Annotated in this window: 17 protein-coding genes; 13 read left to right on the top strand and 4 right to left on the bottom strand. The window is 45.0% G+C overall.

Annotated elements, in window-relative coordinates:
- Positions 1-14 precede the first annotated feature (14 nt).
- From QEP08_RS13105 to QEP08_RS13095, 3 genes are read left to right on the top strand one after another with little or no spacing between them, the layout of a single operon-like run.
- On the top strand, positions 15-1,841 hold the full coding sequence (locus tag QEP08_RS13105; protein ID WP_285058636.1) for a sodium:solute symporter family protein: 1,827 nt from the start codon (positions 15-17) through the stop codon (positions 1,839-1,841).
- Between the two features lie 22 nt (positions 1,842-1,863).
- Entirely contained in the window at positions 1,864-3,033 is a 1,170-nt protein-coding gene (locus QEP08_RS13100; RefSeq protein WP_285058634.1) for a glycoside hydrolase family 130 protein, read from the top strand.
- A gap of 14 nt (positions 3,034-3,047) precedes the next feature.
- Positions 3,048-4,202, top strand: a complete 1,155-nt coding sequence (locus tag QEP08_RS13095) for an esterase (RefSeq protein ID WP_285058633.1) — start codon at positions 3,048-3,050, stop codon at positions 4,200-4,202.
- Positions 4,203-4,214: 12 nt separating this feature from the next.
- On the opposite strand, the gene QEP08_RS13090 is transcribed toward QEP08_RS13095, so the two are convergent.
- Both QEP08_RS13090 and QEP08_RS13085 read right to left on the bottom strand, forming a co-directional pair.
- On the bottom strand, positions 4,215-4,490 hold the full coding sequence (locus QEP08_RS13090) for a hypothetical protein (protein WP_285058632.1): 276 nt from the start codon (positions 4,488-4,490) through the stop codon (positions 4,215-4,217).
- 23 nt (positions 4,491-4,513) lie between these two features.
- Positions 4,514-5,389 carry an AraC family transcriptional regulator gene (locus tag QEP08_RS13085; protein ID WP_285058631.1) on the bottom strand — a complete coding sequence of 292 codons (876 nt, stop codon included), beginning with the start codon at positions 5,387-5,389 and terminating at the stop codon, positions 4,514-4,516.
- A 397-nt stretch (positions 5,390-5,786) separates the two neighbouring features.
- Between QEP08_RS13085 and QEP08_RS13080 the strand changes: the two genes are divergently transcribed.
- The 5 genes from QEP08_RS13080 to QEP08_RS13060 are packed head-to-tail and all read left to right on the top strand — an operon-like array spanning position 5,787 to position 13,560.
- Complete coding sequence (locus QEP08_RS13080) at positions 5,787-8,867, top strand: SusC/RagA family TonB-linked outer membrane protein (RefSeq protein ID WP_285058630.1); 3,081 nt, start codon at positions 5,787-5,789, stop codon at positions 8,865-8,867.
- A gap of 11 nt (positions 8,868-8,878) precedes the next feature.
- The gene (locus tag QEP08_RS13075; protein ID WP_285058629.1) at positions 8,879-10,393 is read left to right on the top strand and encodes a RagB/SusD family nutrient uptake outer membrane protein; all 1,515 of its coding nucleotides are present in this window, start codon (positions 8,879-8,881) and stop codon (positions 10,391-10,393) included.
- 11 nt (positions 10,394-10,404) lie between these two features.
- Complete coding sequence (locus QEP08_RS13070) at positions 10,405-11,373, top strand: SGBP N-terminal domain-containing protein (RefSeq protein ID WP_285058628.1); 969 nt, start codon at positions 10,405-10,407, stop codon at positions 11,371-11,373.
- An 11-nt stretch (positions 11,374-11,384) separates the two neighbouring features.
- Positions 11,385-12,419, top strand: a complete 1,035-nt coding sequence (locus QEP08_RS13065) for a glycoside hydrolase family 26 protein (RefSeq protein ID WP_285058627.1) — start codon at positions 11,385-11,387, stop codon at positions 12,417-12,419.
- Positions 12,420-12,471: 52 nt separating this feature from the next.
- Positions 12,472-13,560: a hypothetical protein gene (locus QEP08_RS13060; protein ID WP_285058626.1), complete on the top strand. Its 1,089-nt coding sequence runs from the start codon at positions 12,472-12,474 to the stop codon at positions 13,558-13,560.
- Positions 13,561-13,601: 41 nt separating this feature from the next.
- On the opposite strand, the gene QEP08_RS13055 is transcribed toward QEP08_RS13060, so the two are convergent.
- Positions 13,602-14,579 (bottom strand): GlxA family transcriptional regulator, encoded by a 978-nt coding sequence (locus QEP08_RS13055; protein WP_285058624.1) that lies wholly within the window; start codon positions 14,577-14,579, stop codon positions 13,602-13,604.
- 131 nt (positions 14,580-14,710) lie between these two features.
- Between QEP08_RS13055 and QEP08_RS13050 the strand changes: the two genes are divergently transcribed.
- A complete protein-coding gene (locus QEP08_RS13050) occupies positions 14,711-15,118 on the top strand; it encodes a DoxX family protein (RefSeq protein WP_285058623.1) in 408 nt (135 codons plus the stop codon).
- Positions 15,111-15,530: a VOC family protein gene (locus tag QEP08_RS13045; RefSeq protein ID WP_285058622.1), complete on the top strand. Its 420-nt coding sequence runs from the start codon at positions 15,111-15,113 to the stop codon at positions 15,528-15,530. The genes QEP08_RS13050 and QEP08_RS13045 overlap by 8 nt, the downstream gene beginning before the upstream one ends.
- Positions 15,531-15,535: 5 nt before the next feature.
- Here the strand turns inward: QEP08_RS13045 and QEP08_RS13040 are convergent, their stop codons facing one another.
- A complete protein-coding gene (locus QEP08_RS13040) occupies positions 15,536-16,660 on the bottom strand; it encodes a glycoside hydrolase family 43 protein (RefSeq protein ID WP_285058620.1) in 1,125 nt (374 codons plus the stop codon).
- A gap of 213 nt (positions 16,661-16,873) precedes the next feature.
- Here QEP08_RS13040 and QEP08_RS13035 point away from each other — a divergent pair, with 213 nt between their 5' ends.
- From QEP08_RS13035 to QEP08_RS13025, 3 genes are all read left to right on the top strand, one after another.
- Positions 16,874-18,013, top strand: coding sequence for an NAD(P)/FAD-dependent oxidoreductase (locus QEP08_RS13035; protein WP_285058618.1), 1,140 nt, complete (start codon positions 16,874-16,876; stop codon positions 18,011-18,013).
- Between the two features lie 97 nt (positions 18,014-18,110).
- Positions 18,111-19,283: an AGE family epimerase/isomerase gene (locus tag QEP08_RS13030; RefSeq protein WP_285058617.1), complete on the top strand. Its 1,173-nt coding sequence runs from the start codon at positions 18,111-18,113 to the stop codon at positions 19,281-19,283.
- Between the two features lie 28 nt (positions 19,284-19,311).
- Entirely contained in the window at positions 19,312-21,189 is a 1,878-nt protein-coding gene (locus QEP08_RS13025; protein WP_285058616.1) for a heparinase II/III domain-containing protein, read from the top strand.
- Positions 21,190-21,193: the final 4 nt, after the last annotated feature.

The raw sequence follows: 21,193 nt of genomic DNA, 5'->3' as shown, positions 1-21,193 counted from the left end.
AATATATAACCTACATGAAACTGCAACTGATAGATGTGATGATTCTGGTGTTCTACCTCGTAATGATGGTATTCATTGGATGGTACTACCGCAATAAAGCCAAAGAAAATAAGGAGAGCTATCTAATGGGTGGTAAGAAACTACCCTGGTACATGCTTGGTCTTAGCGACGCTTCGGATATGTTTGACATAAGTGGTACCATGTGGATGGTAGCGCTATGCTTTGTCTACGGATTGAAAAGCATTTGGATCCCATGGCTATGGCCGGTTTTTAACCAGGTGTTCAATATGATGTTCCTTGCCAAATGGCTCAGAAGATCAAATGCCGATACCGGTGCTGAGTGGCTGGCAACACGCTTTGGCCTGGTGGGTAGAAGTGTGAAAGCTTCGCACAACATTACAGTCGTATTTGCCCTTATTGGTTGCCTTGGTTTCCTGGCCTATGGATTTGTGGGACTTGGCAAGTTTGTGGAGATCTTCGTGCCATGGCATATGGTGAAGGACTATGTGCCTTTTGAGGTGGCCCCGCAGTACGTGCCGCATTTCTACGGCATCGTGTTCACCTTGTTTGCCACCTTCTACTCCGTTTTGGGAGGTATGCACAGCATTGTGCTTGGCGATGCCATTAAGTACGCCATCATGACTATAGGCTGTATAGCCATAGGTGTTATCGCGTTCACACATTTACGAACGCAAACATTGCAGGTGCCTGAGGGTTGGGCAAATCCGTTTTTCGGATGGAACCTCGAACTCGACTGGTCGAAGCTCATACCGGATGCCAGCAAGAAGATTGCTGATGATGGCTATGGGCTGTTTGGAATATTTTTTATGATGATGTTGTTTAAAGGCGTATTTGCCAGTCTCGCGGGCCCGGCACCCAACTACGATATGCAAAAGGTGCTGTCTACCCGATCGCCAAAAGAAGCCTCCAAAATGACCGGTTTTGTGTCAATCATCCTCCTGCCGATCCGCTATACGATGGTTATCGGACTCGCCGTCTTAGCCCTCCTCTATTATCATCAGCTCGATCTCAGCTCTGCCAGTGGAACTGATTTTGAAAAGATCCTGCCTGGTGCGGTAAACGCGTTTTTGCCCGTTGGCATATTGGGTGTCGTGCTTACGGGTCTGATGGGGGCATTTATGGGTACCTTTTCCGGTACGTTAAACGCTGCACAGGCCTACATTGTAAACGATATTTACTTGAAGTACGTCAATCCAAAAGCCTCTACACGCCAGATTATTTCCATGAACTACCTGAGTGGTATGGTGGTAGTAGCGGTAGGAGTCATCCTTGGTTTCTTTGCTAAAGACGTCAATAGTATCCTGCAGTGGATCGTTTCAGGATTATATGGTGGCTATATCGCGGCCAATATGCTGAAGTGGTATTGGTGGCGCTTCAATGCCAATGGTTTCTTTTGGGGAATGGTTACCGGCATTGCCGGAGCATTGGTATTCTCGCATTTCTTTAGCGGAATCCAGTTCCTCTACTATTTCCCGCTGCTGTTCCTTATCTCTGCAACAGGCTGTATCATAGGTACATTCACAGCACCGCCTACAGAAACAGAAGTGCTGAAGAACTTTTACCGTACCGTTAGGCCATGGGGTTTTTGGAAGCCGATCGACCGTTTAGTAAAACTTGAGGATACTGGCTTCGTCGAAAACAAGCGGTTTAAGTTGGATATGTTCAATGTGGTACTAGGCATCATCGCACAGTCCTGCCTTACGGTATTGCCGATGTTCCTGATCCTCTGGATGAAACTTCCGCTGGTAATTACCCTCGGCGTCATTGCTACCATAGCCTTTATCCTCAAACGTACCTGGTGGAATAAATTAGAAAATTAAAAAGAACTGAACCAACAATACAATGGATTTCAATACTCGAAAAACAACAATCAAAGAGCGATACGAACGTTTAATTAGCCAGGCTAACAGGCCCGAAGAGTTCGGGAATGGTATATTTGAACGCTATAAATACCCTGTCCTTACCAATGAGCATGTTCCATACTTTTGGAAATACGATCTGGATCCCGCATCCAATCCGCTTCTTCTAGAAAGAATAGGCATCAATGCGGCGTTCAACGCTGGTGCGATAAAATTTAATGGCAAGTACCTGATGATGGCAAGGATAGAAGGCAGTGACCGAAAGTCTTTTTTCGCAATTGCCGAAAGTCCGAATGGAGTAGACCGGTTTCGGTTCTGGGATAAGCCCTCCATCGTCCCACATCGCGGCAACGAGACCAACTTGTACGATATGCGGTTAGTGCAGCACGAAGATGGCTGGATTTATGGTGTTTTCTGTACCGAAAGCCGGGATTTCTCCATGCCTGAAGCCGATCAATCGTCGGCCATTGCCCAATGCGGTATCATTCGCAGTAAAGACATGCTGGAATGGGAACGATTGGGCGACTTCAAAACCAATTCGCCGCAACAGCGCAATGTAGTATTGCATCCAGAATTTGTAAATGGAAAATATGCATTTTACACGCGCCCGCAAGACGGCTTTATTGAAGCAGGAAAGGGTGGAGGAATTGCGTTTGGACTATCAGAAAGTATAGAAAATGCTGAAGTAGCTATCGAAGCAGTACTAGACAGAAGGGTATATCATACCATTTATGAGGCAAAAAACGGCTTGGGGCCGGCGCCTATAAAAACGGAAAAAGGATGGCTGCATATGGCCCACGGTGTTCGAAATACCGCTGCCGGCCTTCGCTATACGCTTTATATGTTTCTTACCGACCTGCAGGACCTTACAAAAGTGTTGCATAAACCATCAGGCTATTTCCTTGCCCCCGAGGGTGAAGAGCGCATAGGCGATGTATCAAACGTAGTATTCTGCAACGGCTGGATAGCGGATGAGGACGGAACAGTGTTTATTTACTACGCCTCTTCAGACACACGTATGCATGTGGCAGTTTCCTCTGTCGATCGCTTGCTTGATTATGTGATCAACACACCAGAGGATGGTTTCAACTCTTCTGCATCTGTAGATAAGATTTGTACCTTGGTAGATAAGAATAAATCCTTTGGCATATAACAACCTCTTCAGATATGAACCACAACACATTTATCTTTTCTCTCCTGCTGCTGTCAGGTTTAGCGGCTACGGCGCAAAAGCCTCAGAACAACTACACCGTTCAAGGCTGGTGGGGAGCATCGGCCGATCCGTTTTCCCCTATAGTTAATCAGGATAGGAGTATCACGTTCCGGTTCAAAGCGAAAAACGCCAAAGAAGTAAAACTGGTATTCGGGGAATGGGACATCAAACCCCTGCTGATGAAAAAAGACACTGCCGGGACCTGGGAAATACGAATCGCGCCGGCTGCACCCGGCATCTATTCTTACCAGTTTGCTGTAGATGGTGTAAATGTGATAGACCCGGCTAATCCGGTCGTGAAAAGCGGAACAGAGGTGTACGGCAGCATAGTTGAAGTTCCCGGAATAGATGGACCTCGCTTTGATGAGGTTCAGAATGTGCCTCAGGGCGTACTTCATCATATAAAATACCACTCTTCTGCCCTAAAGCGGCTGAGAGGAATGGTGGTGTTCCTGCCTGCCGAATACAGTCGGCAGACTGCACAAAAATATCCGGTCTTGTACCTGCGGCATGGCGGCGGGGACAATGAGACGAGCTGGACCCAAGCTGCCGGCAGGGCAGATGTGATTTTGGAGAACCTTATCGCAGCAGGAAAAGCGAGACCTATGATTATTGTAATGACCAATGGGCTGATAGACGGAACATGGGCAGGAGGAAGCTCAAAAGAAGGAGTAGAGTCGCTGGAGCAGGAATTGCTGAAAGATATAATTCCATATGTGGAAAGGTATTATCGGGTGAAGACGGAGAAGGCTGGACGTGCCATTGCAGGCCTGTCAATGGGAGGTGGGCAAGCCTATATAATCGGGCTTAAAAACCTGGATAAGTTCAATTACATAGGCGAGTTTAGTTCTGGCTTACTTAGCGATGCCAAGTTTGATATCAATGCGCGGGTACCTGGGATCTTTGATAAGCCGGAAAAAGTCAATAACCAGTTGAAGTTACTTTGGGTCGCTTGCGGCAAAGATGATCCGAGGTATTCAGGCCACCTGGCAATGGTTTACGCCTTAAAAGAAAAACAGATCCGGTTTGAAAGTCATGAAACAGAGGGCGGACATGAATGGCGTTTTTGGCGTGAGCAGCTCCGCGATTTTATGCAGCGTTTGTTTTAATATAGAGGGCAATCAGCCGGGAGGATTTCCTTCCAGTGCTTCAATATTCTTGCCGATCTCAGCGATCAGCTGCTGGTCAATATCATCATTGGATTTCCATTCCACTGTTGATTTACTGCGGATCGGGTATATATGACCGGTGCGTTCTCCGTTGATATAAATAATATAGTCGCCGGATCTTGGCAATTCTACCCTTATAGCCTGGGGCTCACCGTCTATTTCAAGTGTAAATTCATATGGATTGAGGTCTTTTTCCTGCATGATCGTGTGGTGTTTGCTATAGAACAATGAATCGGGGTTATTGTTTGCGTTTAAATAAACACCCGTTTGCCCAGGTAGTTTTCCCTGAATTCTTTAGGGGTACAGCCCTTTTTACTTTTAAAAGTGCGGTTGAAATTGGCCATATTGTTGAAACCGCACTTGTAGGCGATTTCAGCGACCGAGTGGGTCGTGTCGATCAGCATTCTCGATACATGGCCCAGCCTGATCTCGTTCAGGCTGTCGATGAAGGTGTAGCCTGTCCTTTTTTTAATGAAGCGGCTGAAAGAGGCTTCCGGCATATTTGCGATTTTTGCAACTTCAGCGAGCGTAACCGGATTGCTGAAACTGGCGTTCATGTATTCGAAGACCTTCTCTATCCTGCGGCTGTTGTAGTTGAAATTCTCATTGGTAAAACTTGCGTCAGACAAAGTCTTGTAGTTTTTGCAAGTGGAGAGATCATGAAGAATAGAAAGTAGTTCCAGTATAGAAGCGAAACCCCGCTTGCTGACCAGGCCCATAACACGCGGCATGATCTCCTCCGTAGTTTCACGACTAAATAGTACACCTTTTTTGGACTGCTCGAACATTTTTCTGATCTGGCTGAGCTGATTTCTTCTCAGGAACTTGTCATCGATCAGGTCTTTGTGGAATTGAATGGTAAATTCCTTTATTTCCTTGCTTTTGCAATTGTGGGTAAACCAGCCATGCTCCAGATTCGAGCCTACAAAAACAAGCTCCAGGTCATTTATTTCTTCTATATGGTCACCTACAATGCGTTTTGCACCTGGTGCATTGATGATCAGGTTCAACTCCATTTCCTCATGATTGTGCAGGGGAAAATCAAATTCACTCTTCTCCCTGGAGAAAATAGTGAAGCAGTCATGTACTGTTAAAGGGGTGATCTCTCTGATGATATTTTTATGCATTTCCCGGGTTGCTGGATTTTATTCTGCCAAATTAGTTAAAATAATATTGATTAACAAATGGGCCAATTTTGTGTTGTTTTTGAAAAAATAATATTAGGTTATGTTAGAATAGTACAAATTCTTTCCTTCCGGAGAGTCTCATATAATGACCTGTTTATACAATAATTTGATGTAGTTTGGTTTTTTTTATTGCTTTTTGTCAGTTGTTCTTAGCGAGTAAAAGAAATCAGTTAAAATATCACAGATTTATTTTGAGCCATAATTGTTACCATTTGTTAACTGGAATTCGGTTAAATATCAGCAATTGTTAAGATAGTATTAATAATGAATTGAACGCCCCTCTATCTTTGGTTGAATCAATTTTGAATTCTAACCAAATAATTATTTAACCAATCTTATGAAACGAACATTCTATAAGGCATGTTTATTGATGTTCCTTGGTCTATTTGCTGCGGGTAATTTGTATGCCCAGCAACGGATATTAAAAGGAGCAGTTACAGACGAAGCAGGCCAGCCCATTCCGGGAGTTGGTGTTTCAGTAAAGGGCGAGCAGACCGGAACTACCACAGATCCTAAAGGAAACTTTTCATTGTCTTTATCTGCAGGACAAAAAACGCTGGTATTCACCTATATCGGTATGCAAACCAGGGAAATCACCGTAGCGCAGGATCAGACTTCGGTAAATGTAAGCCTGCTTGGCGATCAGAAAAGCCTGGATGAGGTAGTTGTAGTCGGCTATGGTACCGTAAAAAAGAGCGATCTGACAGGCGCTGTAGCTACACTTAAAGGCAGCGATCTGAACCGTACCCCCGCTTCCTCGGTAGACCAGCTTTTGCAGGGTAAACTGCCGGGTGTGCAGGTAATTACCTCTGGCGGACAGCCAGGTTCGGGTGCCACGATCAGGATCCGGGGGGCCAGTTCACTCAACGGATCTAAAGATCCGCTGATGGTAGTTGACGGCTTTCCCTGGGGTGATGCCGGTAACTTAAAACAGATCAATCCGGAGGATATAGAATCTATAGAAGTATTAAAGGATGCTTCATCAGCAGCGATTTACGGTTCAAGAGGTGCCAACGGCGTGATCATTATAACCACTAAGAAAGGAAAATCAGGTCAGCCGAGAATCAGTTTCAGTTCACTGAATACCCTTTCTACGAGAGCCAACAAGCCTGACCTGTGGAGAGATCCGGTAGATGAAGCGATTTATGCCAATGAGGCGGCTGCCAACGGCGGGGCTATCGCCACTGATATACCTTACATCGGCATTACCCGCCCGTTCGGTGAGGGTGATAAGACCATTTATTATCCTTCGATCGCCGAACTAAGAGGTCTGGACCCAAACAAGGGGCCATGGCCCTACAATACCGACTGGGTGGATCTGGTTTATAGAAATCCGGTCTCCCAGAGCTATACACTGAGCGCCGACGGCGGCAATGAAAGTACAAAATATGCGCTTTCGGGCAACTATTATAAGGAGCAGGGAATCGCCATCAAAAACGATTACGATAAATATACCGGCAGACTCAACGTCGACCAGAAACTTTCCCGGTTTGTGACCGCAGGAACAAATGTAGTCCTGGCTTATACCAACAATACGGGTGGTGGTCTGGGTGTGGGCAGATCAAGAATCTTCCCAGCCTATGATGAAAACGGTAATTATTTCAGGACCAGCAGTACAGACTACGGCAACCCGCTTTCTATCGCCGACAGGGTACTCAACAAAAATAAGACCATGGACATATTGGGAACTGTATTTGTCAATGCCCAGCTGACTTCATGGCTGCAGTTCCGTACACAGCTTAGCTCCAAATACGGCAATTCCATACAGGACCAGTACGATCCCCGTGATGTAACCTTCCGTGGTTTTGAAAACAAGGGTTATGGTTCCATAAACAACAGTACCTATACAGAACTGCTCAATGAAAACTACCTGACAGCGACCAAAGAATTCGGTGAGGCTCACCGTCTGAATTTTGTCGCTGGTTATTCGATTCAGAAAACAGTAAACCGATTCAGTACATTAATCGGTCGTGAGTTTGTCAATGACAACCTGGAAAACGAGAATCTGGAGACGGCAGTGACCAAAAGTCTGAACAACAGCTTGTCCAGGTTTGACCTTTCTTCCTTCTACGGAAGGCTGAACTATACCCTGATGAACAGATACCTGTTTACCCTGACAGCACGTGCCGATGGTTCGACCAAGTTTGGGGCCAACAACAAATGGGCTTATTTTCCCTCAGGAGCATTTGCCTGGAAGCTGAACGAAGAAGAATTCATCAAATCCCTAAACCTGTTCTCTGAACTGAAACTGAGAACCAGTTACGGCTTAACCGGAAACCAGGGTATCAGCCCGTACCAGACACTGGACCGTTTCGGTTCTTACAAATACTTTACCGGCGCGGCTTTCCAGACAGGATTTGGCCCCGGTCTGGCTGGTGCCAATGACGAACAGGGAAGGACTGTTGTAGGCGGCTTGGGCAATAATAGTCTGAAATGGGAAACCACACGTTCTTTTGACGCAGGTATAGACATTGGTTTTATGGATCAGCGGCTGACACTGACAGCAGATGTATATGTGAAAAAGACCAGAGACCTGCTGCGGTTAAAAACCATTGCGCCATCTGCCGGCTACGACCAGCAGTGGATCAACGACGGAACGATAAATAACAGAGGCTTTGAGCTGGGCATCAATGCGAATGTGATCAGAAAGAATGAACTTGACTGGACGGTCGGCGGAACCTTTACCATGAACAGGAATAAAGTAGTTCAGATGGGGGAGAGTACCCGTGTAGAAGTTGGAACCCTCTATGAAAGCGTTCGCCAGCGGATCAGCACCTACACCGTTGGACAGCCCATGTTTGCCTATTACGGCTACAAATCCGGTGGGATCATCCAGACCCTTCAGGAAGGAATAGATGCTGGTCTTACGGGAAATGAGGCTTTGCCCGGTGAGATCAGATACCTGGATATTTCCGGTCCGGACGGTGTTCCTGACGGGATCGTTGACGCCAATGACCGTACCATCATCGGAAACCCGAATCCTGATTTTATATACAGTTTCAACACGAGCCTGAAATACAAACAGTTTGACCTGAGTGCCCAGTTGTATGGTGTATATGGCAATGATGTATGGGACTTTAACAAGCTTACCCCCAGCAGGCAGATCCTGCGCTGGACACCAGACAATCCGAGCAATGAGATCCCAAGAGCAAACGGTACACGCGGCTTTAAGGCATCCGATTTCTTCATTACCGATGGTTCTTTCCTGCGGATACAAAATGTCACAGTGGGTTATAACCTGAGACCAAATCTGATCAGGGGTGTAAGCAATATCCGGGTATATTTCTCGGGCAATAACCTGTACACCTTCAGCAAATTCAATGCGGGATATGATCCTGAAGTCGGAGAAAACGGGATCAATACCGGAGGTTATCCCCGCGCACGTGCCTATACTATTGGTCTGAATGTTGGATTTTAATACTACAAAAGATGAACTATAAAAAATTAATATATGGTCTGTCGGTGTCTGCGCTGAGCATTACCGGATGTACCAAACTGACAGAAGAACCCTACGGGCTGACCAATACAGGTTCGTTTTATAAAACTGCTGCCGATGCGGAATCTGCCATTATCTATGCCTATTCTGTATTGCCGGAGGTAGGTTATTATTCACGCGGGTATTACATCATTACTGAACTCCCGACCGAAAACCTGACCCAGAAAGGTGATGCCGGACCGGCTAATTTTGAGCTGGATGAGCTGCGTACCACCTCCAATAACTCTGATCTGGACAACATTTGGACCTACATGTACCGGGGTGTGGCCCGTGCTAATGCGGTGATCATCAATGTGCCTAAAATCAGTTCTATGCCTGAAGCCGCAAGGAACCAGGTTACAGGTGAAGGACACTTTTTAAGGGCGCTGCATTATTTCAATCTCGTACGCATGTTTGGTGAAGTACCTCTGCGTACCGAGACCATTGCCGACGTTTCACAGATCCCGATGGCCAAAAGCCCGTTAAAGGATGTCTATGACCTGATCATTGCAGACCTGAAAAGTGCAGAATCCCTCATCAATGTCGCAAAGATCAGTGAAGGAAGGGCAAACAAGGTGGCGGCACAGGCACTTCTGGCCAAAGTATACCTTCAGCTGGCCTCGGCCAAAAGCAGCGGATCGGCTGGTTATACCTTTGTTGACAATGCCGATGCCATGTATGCCGAAGCCAAAATTTATGCAGAAAAAGTAATCAGTCAGCAAACCAGCTATGTGTTCACTGACAAACTGAGGGATATATTTGACACCGAAGTCTACAAAAAAGCAAGTACCTCCGAACATATTTTTGATGCTGCTGTAGACCGCACCGGAGAAGTAGAGGGTAATTTTTCGAAACTTCCCAACATGTTCCTGCCGGCAGACCGGCCGATGACGATTCCTTACGACGCGGGTGATCCTTCAAAAGGAACCATCAATATCGGTCAGGGCTGGGGCCACTTCCGTACGGAAGCCGCAGGATACAACAGTTATGCTGCCGCTGATAAGCGCAAAACCGAACTGATCGTATCAAGTTATACCAATGGCGCCAGCACTTATAATCTCGACATCAACAGCAGTTCCAGGCCTTTTACCCGTAAATTCATAGATCCGCTGAGGGTAGGTGATAAAAGCAGCTGTAACTCTCCGGTGATCCGTTATTCGGATATACTGCTTGTGCTGGCAGAATCGGCAGGCCCTACCGCGGAGGGCTATGAAGCAGTTAACAGAATCAGGCGTCGTGCCGGTCTGGGCGATCTGAACCCTTCCTTAGGCATACAGGCTTTCAGAGATGCCATTGTCGAAGAAAGAGCATTTGAGCTGGCTTTTGAAGGCAGCAGATTGTTTGACCTTCGCCGCACCAATACTATGGAAAAAGTGCTGGTGCAGAAATATGGTAAAACCATTACCAGCGGCGCATATTTCTTCCCGGTGCCGCAAAGAGAATTAGATACCAATCCATTAATCAAGTAACTATAAAGCATATGAAACTGCTGAACCAAATAAAATTGATGACCTTGCTCGGATTTGTGCTGGCATGCGCCGGCAGTTGCCAAAAGGATCCTTATAAAGGCATAGAGAGCAATGAAAAATCAATCGAGGCCTTTACGCTTGGCAATGGCCTGATACAGATCGGTCCTGCGGAAATAGACCGCAGTGCCGGAACTGTAAAAGTAAAAGTACTCATGCAGGCAGGCACTGACCTGAGTAAGGTGAGCCCAACCGTCCAGACTTCTTACAAGGCGAGCGTGAGCCCGTTGTCCGGCCAGGTCGTAAACTTTTCCGGAAATTCGAATACGGCGGCATACACTGTTACCGCGGAATCCGGCCAGAGGCGGAACTGGAAAGTTGAACTGGTTCCTTTTACAGAAACCATTACCGGTACCTACGCCATCCAGGCAATGGTTGTATATGGTGGTACGGGGCCTGAGTGGGGTGGCGGCGGTGTAATCAACATGAACGACAAGCCCTGGGTGTGGCCTGCTGATGGCGGTGCCCAGGCAGAAATGGACAACAGCCTGGTATTTGAACTGACCGGGGCTACTGCCAATGGAAATACCTATGGTAAATTTATCAATAACTCTGGTGCCGATGGCAAATACGCTGACTTCATTTTCTCAGGAACACCAAAGACCGATGTCAATGCCAAGTACAGGGTGCTGCCCAAAGGAGAAGGAGAATGGACCAGGAATTATGCAGCCAATACCGTGACCTTTAAATTTGCTGATGGCAGCACCAAAGTTGCCGCGTTCCGTTCAGGCCCCTATACCTATACAGACGATTATACTGGCTCTGGCAATAAAAAAGACATCTATAAGAAGACGTTAAATGCCGGCATCAATTCACTGGAGTTTACCCTAACCAGCGTTGATGATTGGGGTAATATCTACAGTGACTACGATAAATTCGTTAAAAGCACCCGCAGATTTTGGATAGACATTAAGAAAAACTAACGCAGAAGAAGATGGAAAGATACCTGACCATGTGCCTGGTTGCAGTTCTGCTCTGTGGTATGGCTGCATGTAAAAAAAGCAAATCCGTAAATACGGAAACCAAACCCAGTGAAGAGCAGGGTCCTGAGCCGAACACCCCTTATAAATCACTGAATTATTTGTATAAGATCTTGGGAAAGAAGACACTTGCTGGTATCCATAATCGTGAACCCAATGCTCAGCCGGCAAAATGGACGGAGGAAATAAAAAGCACCACGGATCTTTATCCGGCACTCTGGAGCGGAGACTTTCTCTTCCAGCAGGACAACATCAACAACAGACAACTGATGGTCAATGAGGCACTGAAACAATGGAAACAGGGAGCAGTAATCAACATCATGTGGCATGCCTGTAACCCGGCCAACTCACAGCCCTGCGCCTGGGACGATGGCAAGGGCGTGATGAGTAGTTTGAGTGATGCCCAGTGGACAGAACTGATCACCGATGGTACAGCCATCAATATACGCTGGAAACAGATGATGGATGAAGTGAGCGTGTACTTATCCTTTCTGAAAGATAACGGCGTCGAAGTACTCTGGCGTCCGCTGCATGAGATGAACCAGGGGAAATTCTGGTGGGCCGGCCGGCCGGGTGCCAATGGTACTGCCAGACTCTGGCAGCTCACCTACAATTATATGCGCAATACCAAAGGGCTGACCAACTTGATCTGGGTATGGGACATGCAGGATTTCAGCAGTCTGACCGCTGATCTGAAGAGCTATAACCCTGGCAAGGAATACTGGGACGTAGCGGCCCTTGATGTATATGAAGGCAATGGTTTCACCGTGGCAAAATACCAGGCTATGCTTGGCATATCAGGCGGTAAGCCAATAGCCCTCGGCGAATGCAGTAAGCTGCCGACCGCTCAGCAATTGCTGGAACAACCGAAATGGACCTTTTTCATGGGCTGGTCTGAACTGGTATTCAGCAATAACAGCGATGAACAGATCAGGGCTTTGCATCAGGCAGCCAATGTACTTACTTTAAATGAGATGCCGGGGTGGTAAAAGGCATAGCTTGCGTTTTCAATGTTAAATAGTAAATTGCTATTTTAAGCCTATGAAAACCAACCGTTACATTTTTGTTGTCGCTTTTTTAATGATATTATTTTATCAGGATTTGAAGGCACAGAGCCGTGATAAAAACTGGATAAGGCCAGCCAATGCAAAAAGTGAAGCCATGTGGGGCATCAGCAATGGTATTGTATTTAGTATATGGCCCACGGGGGTAGAAGGCGGCCAGGAAAAAACCGGTGGACCCCGGGGGTTAATCAGGATTGGCTATGAAAATAAAGGTGAAATCTATCTGATCAACTTTTTAGCCATTGAGCCGGTAGTAAATGGTAAAATAGAATTCAGCGAAATATCTCCGTCACTTGTTGATAACCAGTGGGGAAAAGTGATGTGGGCCGGAGAAAACAAAACCGATACGGCTTACTTTGCAGGTGCAAAAACACGCGGTGCCATCCTGCATCCCGATAGCAGACATCCTGAGGTTGAGGAACTCTCAGTATATCTATTTATGGAGCGCTTTAAAAATGGTGCGCATCCGTATTTACGACTGTTCATTCGTAGTGATTATCCGGAAGAACTTGGTATAGAGGTTTTTAATCACAGCGGGAGTGCGCTGATGCAGCGCTGTGCGGTGACCGCCACCATGGGCAACTATTCGCGCCTGCGTAAATTATATTTAAAAGACAAAGTGGTAAATTCAACAGATCTTTACAAAGAGTATGATGAGATTGATTTTATAGAAAAGGAAAGTTATCCTGCTGCGCGGTTGTGGAAGGCCGGTAATGGCGATCTCATAGTGGTTGCTGAATCTGATGAAGATTTTAAGAGCCTGAGCTCCTGGCCACAGGAAAAAGCCTATCTCGACAGAGCTGGCTGGCGTTACAGGCCAAATCTTAAACTAAGCCAGTATTGGCGTAAAGATGTGTCGGAATATGACTCCTCCCTGATGCTGCGTGTAAACGGGCGGGCGAAGTACTGGAGTGGGGCAAGCCGCAATAAGCAAGATTATGTTAATATACCAGGCGGACCGTCATTTGAAAATTTTGAGCTAAGAGAAAAATATCATTCCGGGCAAAAACTCTACTATGGCATTACGAGAAAGACCGCACAGCAATTACTGAAAGAATATAAATAACTAAACAGGCCGCTATTTCACCCTGAAAATGTGAAATTTATTCACACCTCATAAGCGACCCTTGCAAATTTATTCCTATAATCAATCGGAGTAAGTCCTGTAATCTTTTTAAATGTATCTCTAAATGCTTTAGAATCGGTATAGCCTACATCATACATTATTTCTGATATATTTTTTCTTGATGCTTCAAAAAACTTTTTGGCGGCTTCTATTCTTACTCTTTGTATATATTCTATAGATGTATTGTTGGTTGCCTCTTTAAATCTTCTTTCAAATGTTCTGCGGCCGGTATTAATTAAAGCCGCTAATGATTCTATGGTTATTTTATCTTCATAATGTGTTTCAATATGATCCTGTACTTTTTGAATTTCTACATCACCGTGATTTCTTTGACCTTTGAATATAGCGAATTGAGACTGGCTATCTCTGCCAATATCTAAAGCAAAATATTTTGAAATCATTACCGCCGTCTGTCTGTCAGCATATTTTTCGATCAGGTATAATATTAAGTTCCATAAACTACTCGCCCCTCCGCTACTGTAAATGCTGTCGTGCTCTGTTATAATCGCTCCGTCTTCCACTTCTACATCTGGATACCTTTCTCTGAAATCATTAATGTGAGCCCAGTGTGTAGAACATTTTTTACCATTGAGTAAGCCTGTCTCAGCTAAAAGAAAGGCACCGATACACAAGCTGGCAAGACTCGAACCGTTTTCATATAGCTTTTTGAAATAAGGTATCGCCTCTGCATTGGCTTGTATTCCTTTAGTGGTATCGCCAAAGGCAGGGGGAATAATCAACAAGTCAGTTTCAGTAACATCTTTAAGCAACCTATCAGTCTTAATCATGTATTCTCCGTTGTTGGCTGGAACATGCGCGTTTAAACCCACATACTCTACCTTAAAAATCGGTTTTTTGCCAAAAGTGGTTAAAAACTCATTGGCGGTGTGGAAGCTTCTAAAAGGGGGCGTAATTGCTTCAATTACCCCATACTCAGGCACAAAAACTGAAATTTGCATCGATTATTAGATTAAGGTACTAATCTACGAAAATAGTTTTGTCATAATTTACCCCTAAAGTTGTCATTTTCACAATAGACTTGATTTTATAACTCAATGTATTTTTGGATATTAAAATTAATTAAATAATTATGGCACGAGAAACAGAAATAACGTTGGAACCGGCAACACGGAGGAATAAAGTAATTTTTTGGATAGCAACTGTTATCATCCTGCTTTGGGAGGGTATAATGCCACTTGCTACCATGCTCTTTGCACCGGAATATGTAAATGCAGGCACAAAACCGTTGGGCTATCCGGATTATTTTGCCTATACACTTATCATCTGTAAAGTGCTGGGTGTCTTTGCTATTTCGTATCCTAAAACACCAGCCAAGCTAAAAGAATGGGCTTATGCAGGTCTCACTTTTAATTTAATCTTTGCGTTCATTAGTCACGCCTGCGTAGATAAAAACATTGGGTTTATGCTACTGCCGGTAGTGATATTGGGAATCCTTGCCGTTTCTTATCTGTATAGAAATAAAATTCCAGATGCTTAACTCTTCTGTCAGGACTGGTCCTGGTCATCGGAAATTTGTGACTGCGGTTTTCCTTACCTTTTCCGGGAACTGCAGGGAGGCGCTCACATTTTACCAAACCTGCTTTGGCGGCTCACTGCAATTTAAGAGTTTTGAAAAACAATTAGATGGCTACGGAGCAATCCCTGTAGTTAGCGGGTCGCTTGTTGCTGAAAGCATCATTATCCATGGTTCGGATCTGGTACACGACGAAGGAAGAATACTGGGGAATTATATGGCCATTTTTATACATTGTAGAGACACTTATACCAGAAAAAAGCTCGTTGGAGATCTGGAATTTAGTAAAAGCGATTCTCTAGTCAGAAATTATGACGATGATCAGCTCATTGAAATCACTGACGCTTTTGATGTCAGGTGGATATTGTATGTTTAGGCCTGTTATTTGGTCAAAGGTTTCGGTTGAGGAGTCGTAGTAGGCCCTATGACCACAATTTTTCCATCTGTATTGATGTGCATGCGGTCAATAAATACCACTCTTTTGATACCTGAGGCATTTGTCCGGCCATGATAAACGCAAAACATCTGTTTCCCGTCCGGAGAGAATACTACACTGTTGTGCCCTGTACCGCTTACTCCTCCGCCCTGACCTGTGTTTTTTTGCAGAATAGGATTATTGTCTGCTTTTTTATAAGGTCCTAATGGATGTTTCGATGTTGCATATCCAATTGCATAATTTTCACCGCCGAAGAAATTGGCCGAATACATCATATAATAAGTATTTCCTTTTTTAAATGTAAATGAACCTTCTGTCCAGCGCCTGTTTACTTCTTTGGAGGTAACCGAGCGACTTTCCCATTCTGCCTGTGGATCATTCATTTTCAGTGGTGGGCGAAGCAGCAAAACCGGACTGCCTTTCACTCCGCTAAAATCAGACTTCAATTCTACCCCATAGACCCAGCTTTCTTCAATTTCATTAAACCAGCCTTTTTCCTTTGCCCAATCCGCAACTTCGCTTTTCACCGTATTTTTGTAGCAGCAGCGTGAATAATACAGGTATAACTTTCCATTCGGATCAAAGTAGACATTTGCATCAATTATCGGATAACCCGGATCAAACAGCGGTTTGTCAGTCATATCGATAAATGGGCCGGTAGGCTTGTCCGCTACGGCGACACCAATCTTAAAGTTCTCCAGTTCATTTGTCGGATTGTAACCCCATTGCGCACTATAAAACATATAGTATTTATTCTTGTAATGATAAACCTCCGGTGCCCAAAAAGCGCTGATGCCCCAGGCGCCTTTTTTGTTTCCAAAATAGACCTGCCCTTCGCTTTTCCAGTTAACCATATCTTTGGATGAATAGCTGCTAAAGCCATCTTTTGCACCGCCTCCGGTGCCGTACATATAATATTGATTGCTGACCTTATCGAAGAGTATAAAGGGATCACCAAATTCAACAGGCAACGGATTTGTATAAGTATTTACCTGGGTCCTTTCTTGTGCAAACAGATACCCTGATAAAGTACAAAGGAAAATGAGGCAAAGGGAAATTTTAAACTTCATGATACTTTTGGTTAAAAGTATAAATATAGAGTTTTACCTGTATATCAGAGTACCATTGTCGGCTCTTGTTTGGGACTTCCAGAAGCTTTCTTCGGAAAAAGGTGCCTGTTTTCCGAACAAATCCCAATTCAGTGTTGAACCACCCTAGACGTTGCCGAACAGATGGAGGGTTGAATTCTTACCCCTTAAATAAAAAATACATAAATTTATAAGATGACACCGGCCATTTCTTACTGGGAAAAACTACATTTTTTTAATTTTGATTTGCTGATCATCGGCAGCGGAATAGTTGGACTAAGTGCAGCTATCGCGCTTAAGGAAAAACAGCCTTCTCTGAACATTGCGGTATTGGAACGCGGTTTAACTCCCTCAGGAGCCAGCACAAAAAACGCCGGCTTTGCCTGTTTTGGAAGTGTGTCGGAACTGATAGAACAGGAAAATAACTGCGGGACAGATGGGTTGCACCAGCTGATCAAAAACCGCTGGAAAGGCTTATTGAAGCTAAGAAACTTATTAGGCGATGAAGCCATTGCTTATAAGAATTACGGAGGCTACGAATTATTTCGGCCTGCTGAAAAAGAGTTATCCTCAGTGTGTTTGTCAAAAATCGGCTACTTTAACGCATTGATAAAAGACATAGTAAATCGACCGGATACATTTAAACCAGTTAATCATCAAATCGCTGATTTTGGGTTTAATGGTGTTGATACGCTGATTTTGAATGAGTGTGAGGCCCAGATAGACAGTGGCAGAATGATGAGGGCAATGTTGAGAAAGGCAGGGGAGGCCGGCATACTTGTCTTTAATAATTGTAAGGTAACTTCATTTGAGCAAAGTGATGACGGATATAAGGTGTATACCGCGGATGGTAATTTCAACTGTAGAAAACTAATGCTGTGTACCAATGCTTTTGCTAAAGAATTGGCGCCTGAGCTGGATATTGTCCCTGGCAGGGGCCAGGTGATTATCACCAGGCCTGTACCTGGTTTAAAAGTTAAAGGTACCTTTCACTATAATAAGGGCTATTATTATTTTAGAAATGTAGACAACAGGGTGTTGCTGGGGGGTGGAAGAAACCTTGATTTCGCCGCTGAGCAGACTACTGAATTTGGAAGCACTGCTGTTGTCCAAAACGCATTGCTTAATTTATTGGATGAAGTAATTTTGCCTGGTGCTGGTTTTGAAATTGAACAAAGCTGGAGTGGCATCATGGCTTTTGGAAGTTCTATAACGCCGATTGTAAAAGAACTGGACAACGGTGTTTTTTGTGCGCTCAGGTGTAACGGAATGGGTATTGCCATTGGCAACCAGACGGGCTGCGATGCGGCTGAACTCCTGTTAAAGAAAATATAAGAAGGCGGCGGTTTTCACATTATAAATTGTTAAAAGAGTATTATGAAGCGCATGAAATTCGGCTCTATCTTTGAGCACATTTTCAAAAAATGCCCGTATGACAAAAGAACTGGAGACTGAGCTAAAAAATATTTTAAACTACTGGATGACTTATGTTCCGGATCATGAAAATGGCGGTTTTTATGGTCAGCTGGATAACCACAATCAGGTAAATCCTGACGCAGCAAAAGGATCTGTACTCAATGCAAGGATCCTCTGGTCATTTGCCGCTGCATATAATTTAAACCCTGTTGAGCAGTATCTTGAAACTGCAGAACGGGCATACCATTATATTGCTGAACATTTTGTAGACAACAATTATGGTGGGGTTTACTGGACGGTCGATGCACAGGGTAATCCTCTCGATACTAAAAAGCAGGTTTATGCGATAGCTTTTACCATTTATGCATTCAGTGAATATTTTATAGCGAGCGGGCATGAGGTGGCCAAAGAACATGCGGTAGAATTGTACCATGACCTGATTAAATATAGTTTGGATAAACAAAAAGGTGGGTATTATGAGGCCTTTGGCGAGAAATGGGAGCCAATAGCTGACTTGCGGCTAAGTGATAAGGATGCCAATGAAAAGAAAACCATGAATACGCATTTGCATGTGTTGGAGGCTTTTACTAATCTTTATCGCATCTGGCCTGATGAAGAACTGAGGGTACGTATTATTGAGTTGCTTGAGGATTTCAATGCGCATATTGTTGATCAGGAAACTGGTCATCTGCGTTTGTTCTTTGATGAGAATTGGCAAAGCAGATCGCCGCTGATCTCGTATGGACATGACATAGAAGCTGCCTGGCTGCTCCTGGAGGCCGCTGAAGCAATCGCTGATCAGGCCTGGATAGAAAAACTCAGGGTGCTGGCCATAAGAATGGCCAGGGCGAGTGCAAGCGGATTGGATACGGACGGTTCATTGTGGTATGAAAGTGACCCGCTTGCAAAACATATTGCCAGGGAGAAACACTGGTGGGTGCAGGCCGAGGCGATGGTAGGTTTTTACAATGCCTGGCAGATTTCCGGAGATCCTGTGTTTCTGCAATACTTTAAAGGGGTGTGGAAGTTTATAAAAATGCACATCATCGACCGTAGTAACGGAGAATGGTTCTGGGGTGTTCTGGAAAACGGAGATTTAATGCCCGAACAGGATAAAGTGGGGCTGTGGAAATGTCCATACCACAACAGCCGGGCTTGTATAGAACTGATCAGACGGATGGCTGGCTAATATCTCCTGGAAATTGTTAATTTGGAGTATGAAATCAATCCTGTTATTTTTCCTGCTAACGATAGGTATTCTGGAAATCGGTGCTGCTCAAAAACCTGTTGGCGAAACCAAAGAAATTACTGCGGAATGGGTGAAACAGAATCTCAGAAAGACTGGACCCAGATTAATCCTGACTGATGAGGGATTGCGACAGATTAGAAAAGCTGTGGAAGAAGATGAAACGGTCAAAACCTATTATGGCTACTTGTATAAGAATGCAATTTCGCTGCTGGGTCTGCCGGTTCTGGAAAGAAAGCTGGAAGGCAGAAGATTACTTGGGGTATCCAGGCAAGCGATCGCGCGGATTGGAACGCTTGCTGCTGTCTATTCTGTGTCGAGGGAAAAGCGGTTTTTGGATCGTGTCGATAAGGAACTGCTGAACATCTGCAGTTTTTCCGACTGGAATCCCAGCCATTTCCTGGATGTAGGGGAGATGGCCTATGGTGTGGCCATTGGATTGGACTGGACGCTTGGTGATTTGCCGGAATCGACAAGGCACCTGGTAAAAAATGCTTTGATCAGTAAGGCTATACAACCCAGTTTGAGCGAAAAGTTCAACGGCTGGGTAAAGGTGGACAACAACTGGAACCAGGTCTGCCATGGCGGAATCACATCGGCCGCAATAATTATTGCCGATGATGACCCTGCTTTGGCCGCACGATTGATTTCCAGGATGCTGCAGAATATACCAAGGGCACTGAAGGTCTATGCACCGGATGGCGCTTATCCCGAAGGGGCTTCTTACTGGTCTTACGGCACGAGTTATACGTTGATTACCATAGCTGCGCTGGAAAGTGCTTTTGGGAGTGATTTTGACATCCCTAAATCACCGGGCTTTATCAATAGTGCGCTTTTTGTGAAAAAATTGGTAGGCTCGAGTGGCTTGTATTTCAATTATTTTGATTCCGGCAGTGGTGGAGCCGATGGTCTGGAAAACCAGGAACTGTTATTGTGGTTTGCCAACAAGACTGGTAATGACGCTTATTTTGATCAGGATAAATTTCTGGCTGCGGTGTCCAGGTCTGCGACGAGTGGATACAACAGTTCAAAATTTAACGGGGCTGTGCTGACCTGGCTGGCAAGGCACAGGAAAGCCACTGCGAAGCCTTTCCCTGCAAATTATAAAGGTGATGGAGTTAATCCGCTTGTTGTATTTGGAGCCGGAAAAGCTGATCCGAATGGCTATTTCCTGGGAGCGAAGGGCGGGGCGGGGAGTTTAAACCATGGTAACATGGATGCCGGATCTTTTGTGTTTGACCTGCAGGGGATAAGGTGGTCTGTAGACCTGGGAATGCAGAATTACTTTCAACTGGAGCAGGCCATAGGGGTTAGTGGTTTATGGAGCAGCGGGCAGGAAAGCAAGCGCTGGACTTTATTGAGTAAGAATAATTTTGGACATAGTACGCTGACGGTCAATGATGAACTACATGTGGCTAAGGGTTTTGCACCAATGATTTATTATAAAGGCAAAGGCAACAGACCCCAGGCAGGTTTTGATCTTTCTGCTGTATTTAAAGGGCAGCTTAACGGCGCCAAAAGGGATTTTAAGCGGACGGGAGACCAAAGCCTTGAAATCACTGATGTGCTGGAGCTTTCTGAACAGACAAAAAATGTGACCTGGGCCATGATGACACAAGCTGATGCTGAGATAATAGTGGGCGGAGTCTTGCTGAAGCAGAAAGGTAAAATTCTCAAAGTCATGATCAGGCAGCCCGAGGGCGCGGAGATTAAAGTGGTTTCCAGGAATCCTCCTCCACTGGACTATGATATGAAGGTAAGTGATTTGAAAAGACTTGAATTTAGGTTTCCTGCTGAACTGCTCAAAAGTAAGGGCCAAAAGATTGTTGTAGAGCTAAAAGGGGAGTAGAGGC

The sequence above is a fragment of the Pedobacter ginsengisoli genome, from assembly GCF_030244015.1.
GTDB lineage: Bacteria > Bacteroidota > Bacteroidia > Sphingobacteriales > Sphingobacteriaceae > Pedobacter > Pedobacter ginsengisoli.
The sequence above is the reverse complement of the archived record's forward strand: the minus strand, read 5'-3'. Positions and strand labels throughout refer to the sequence as shown.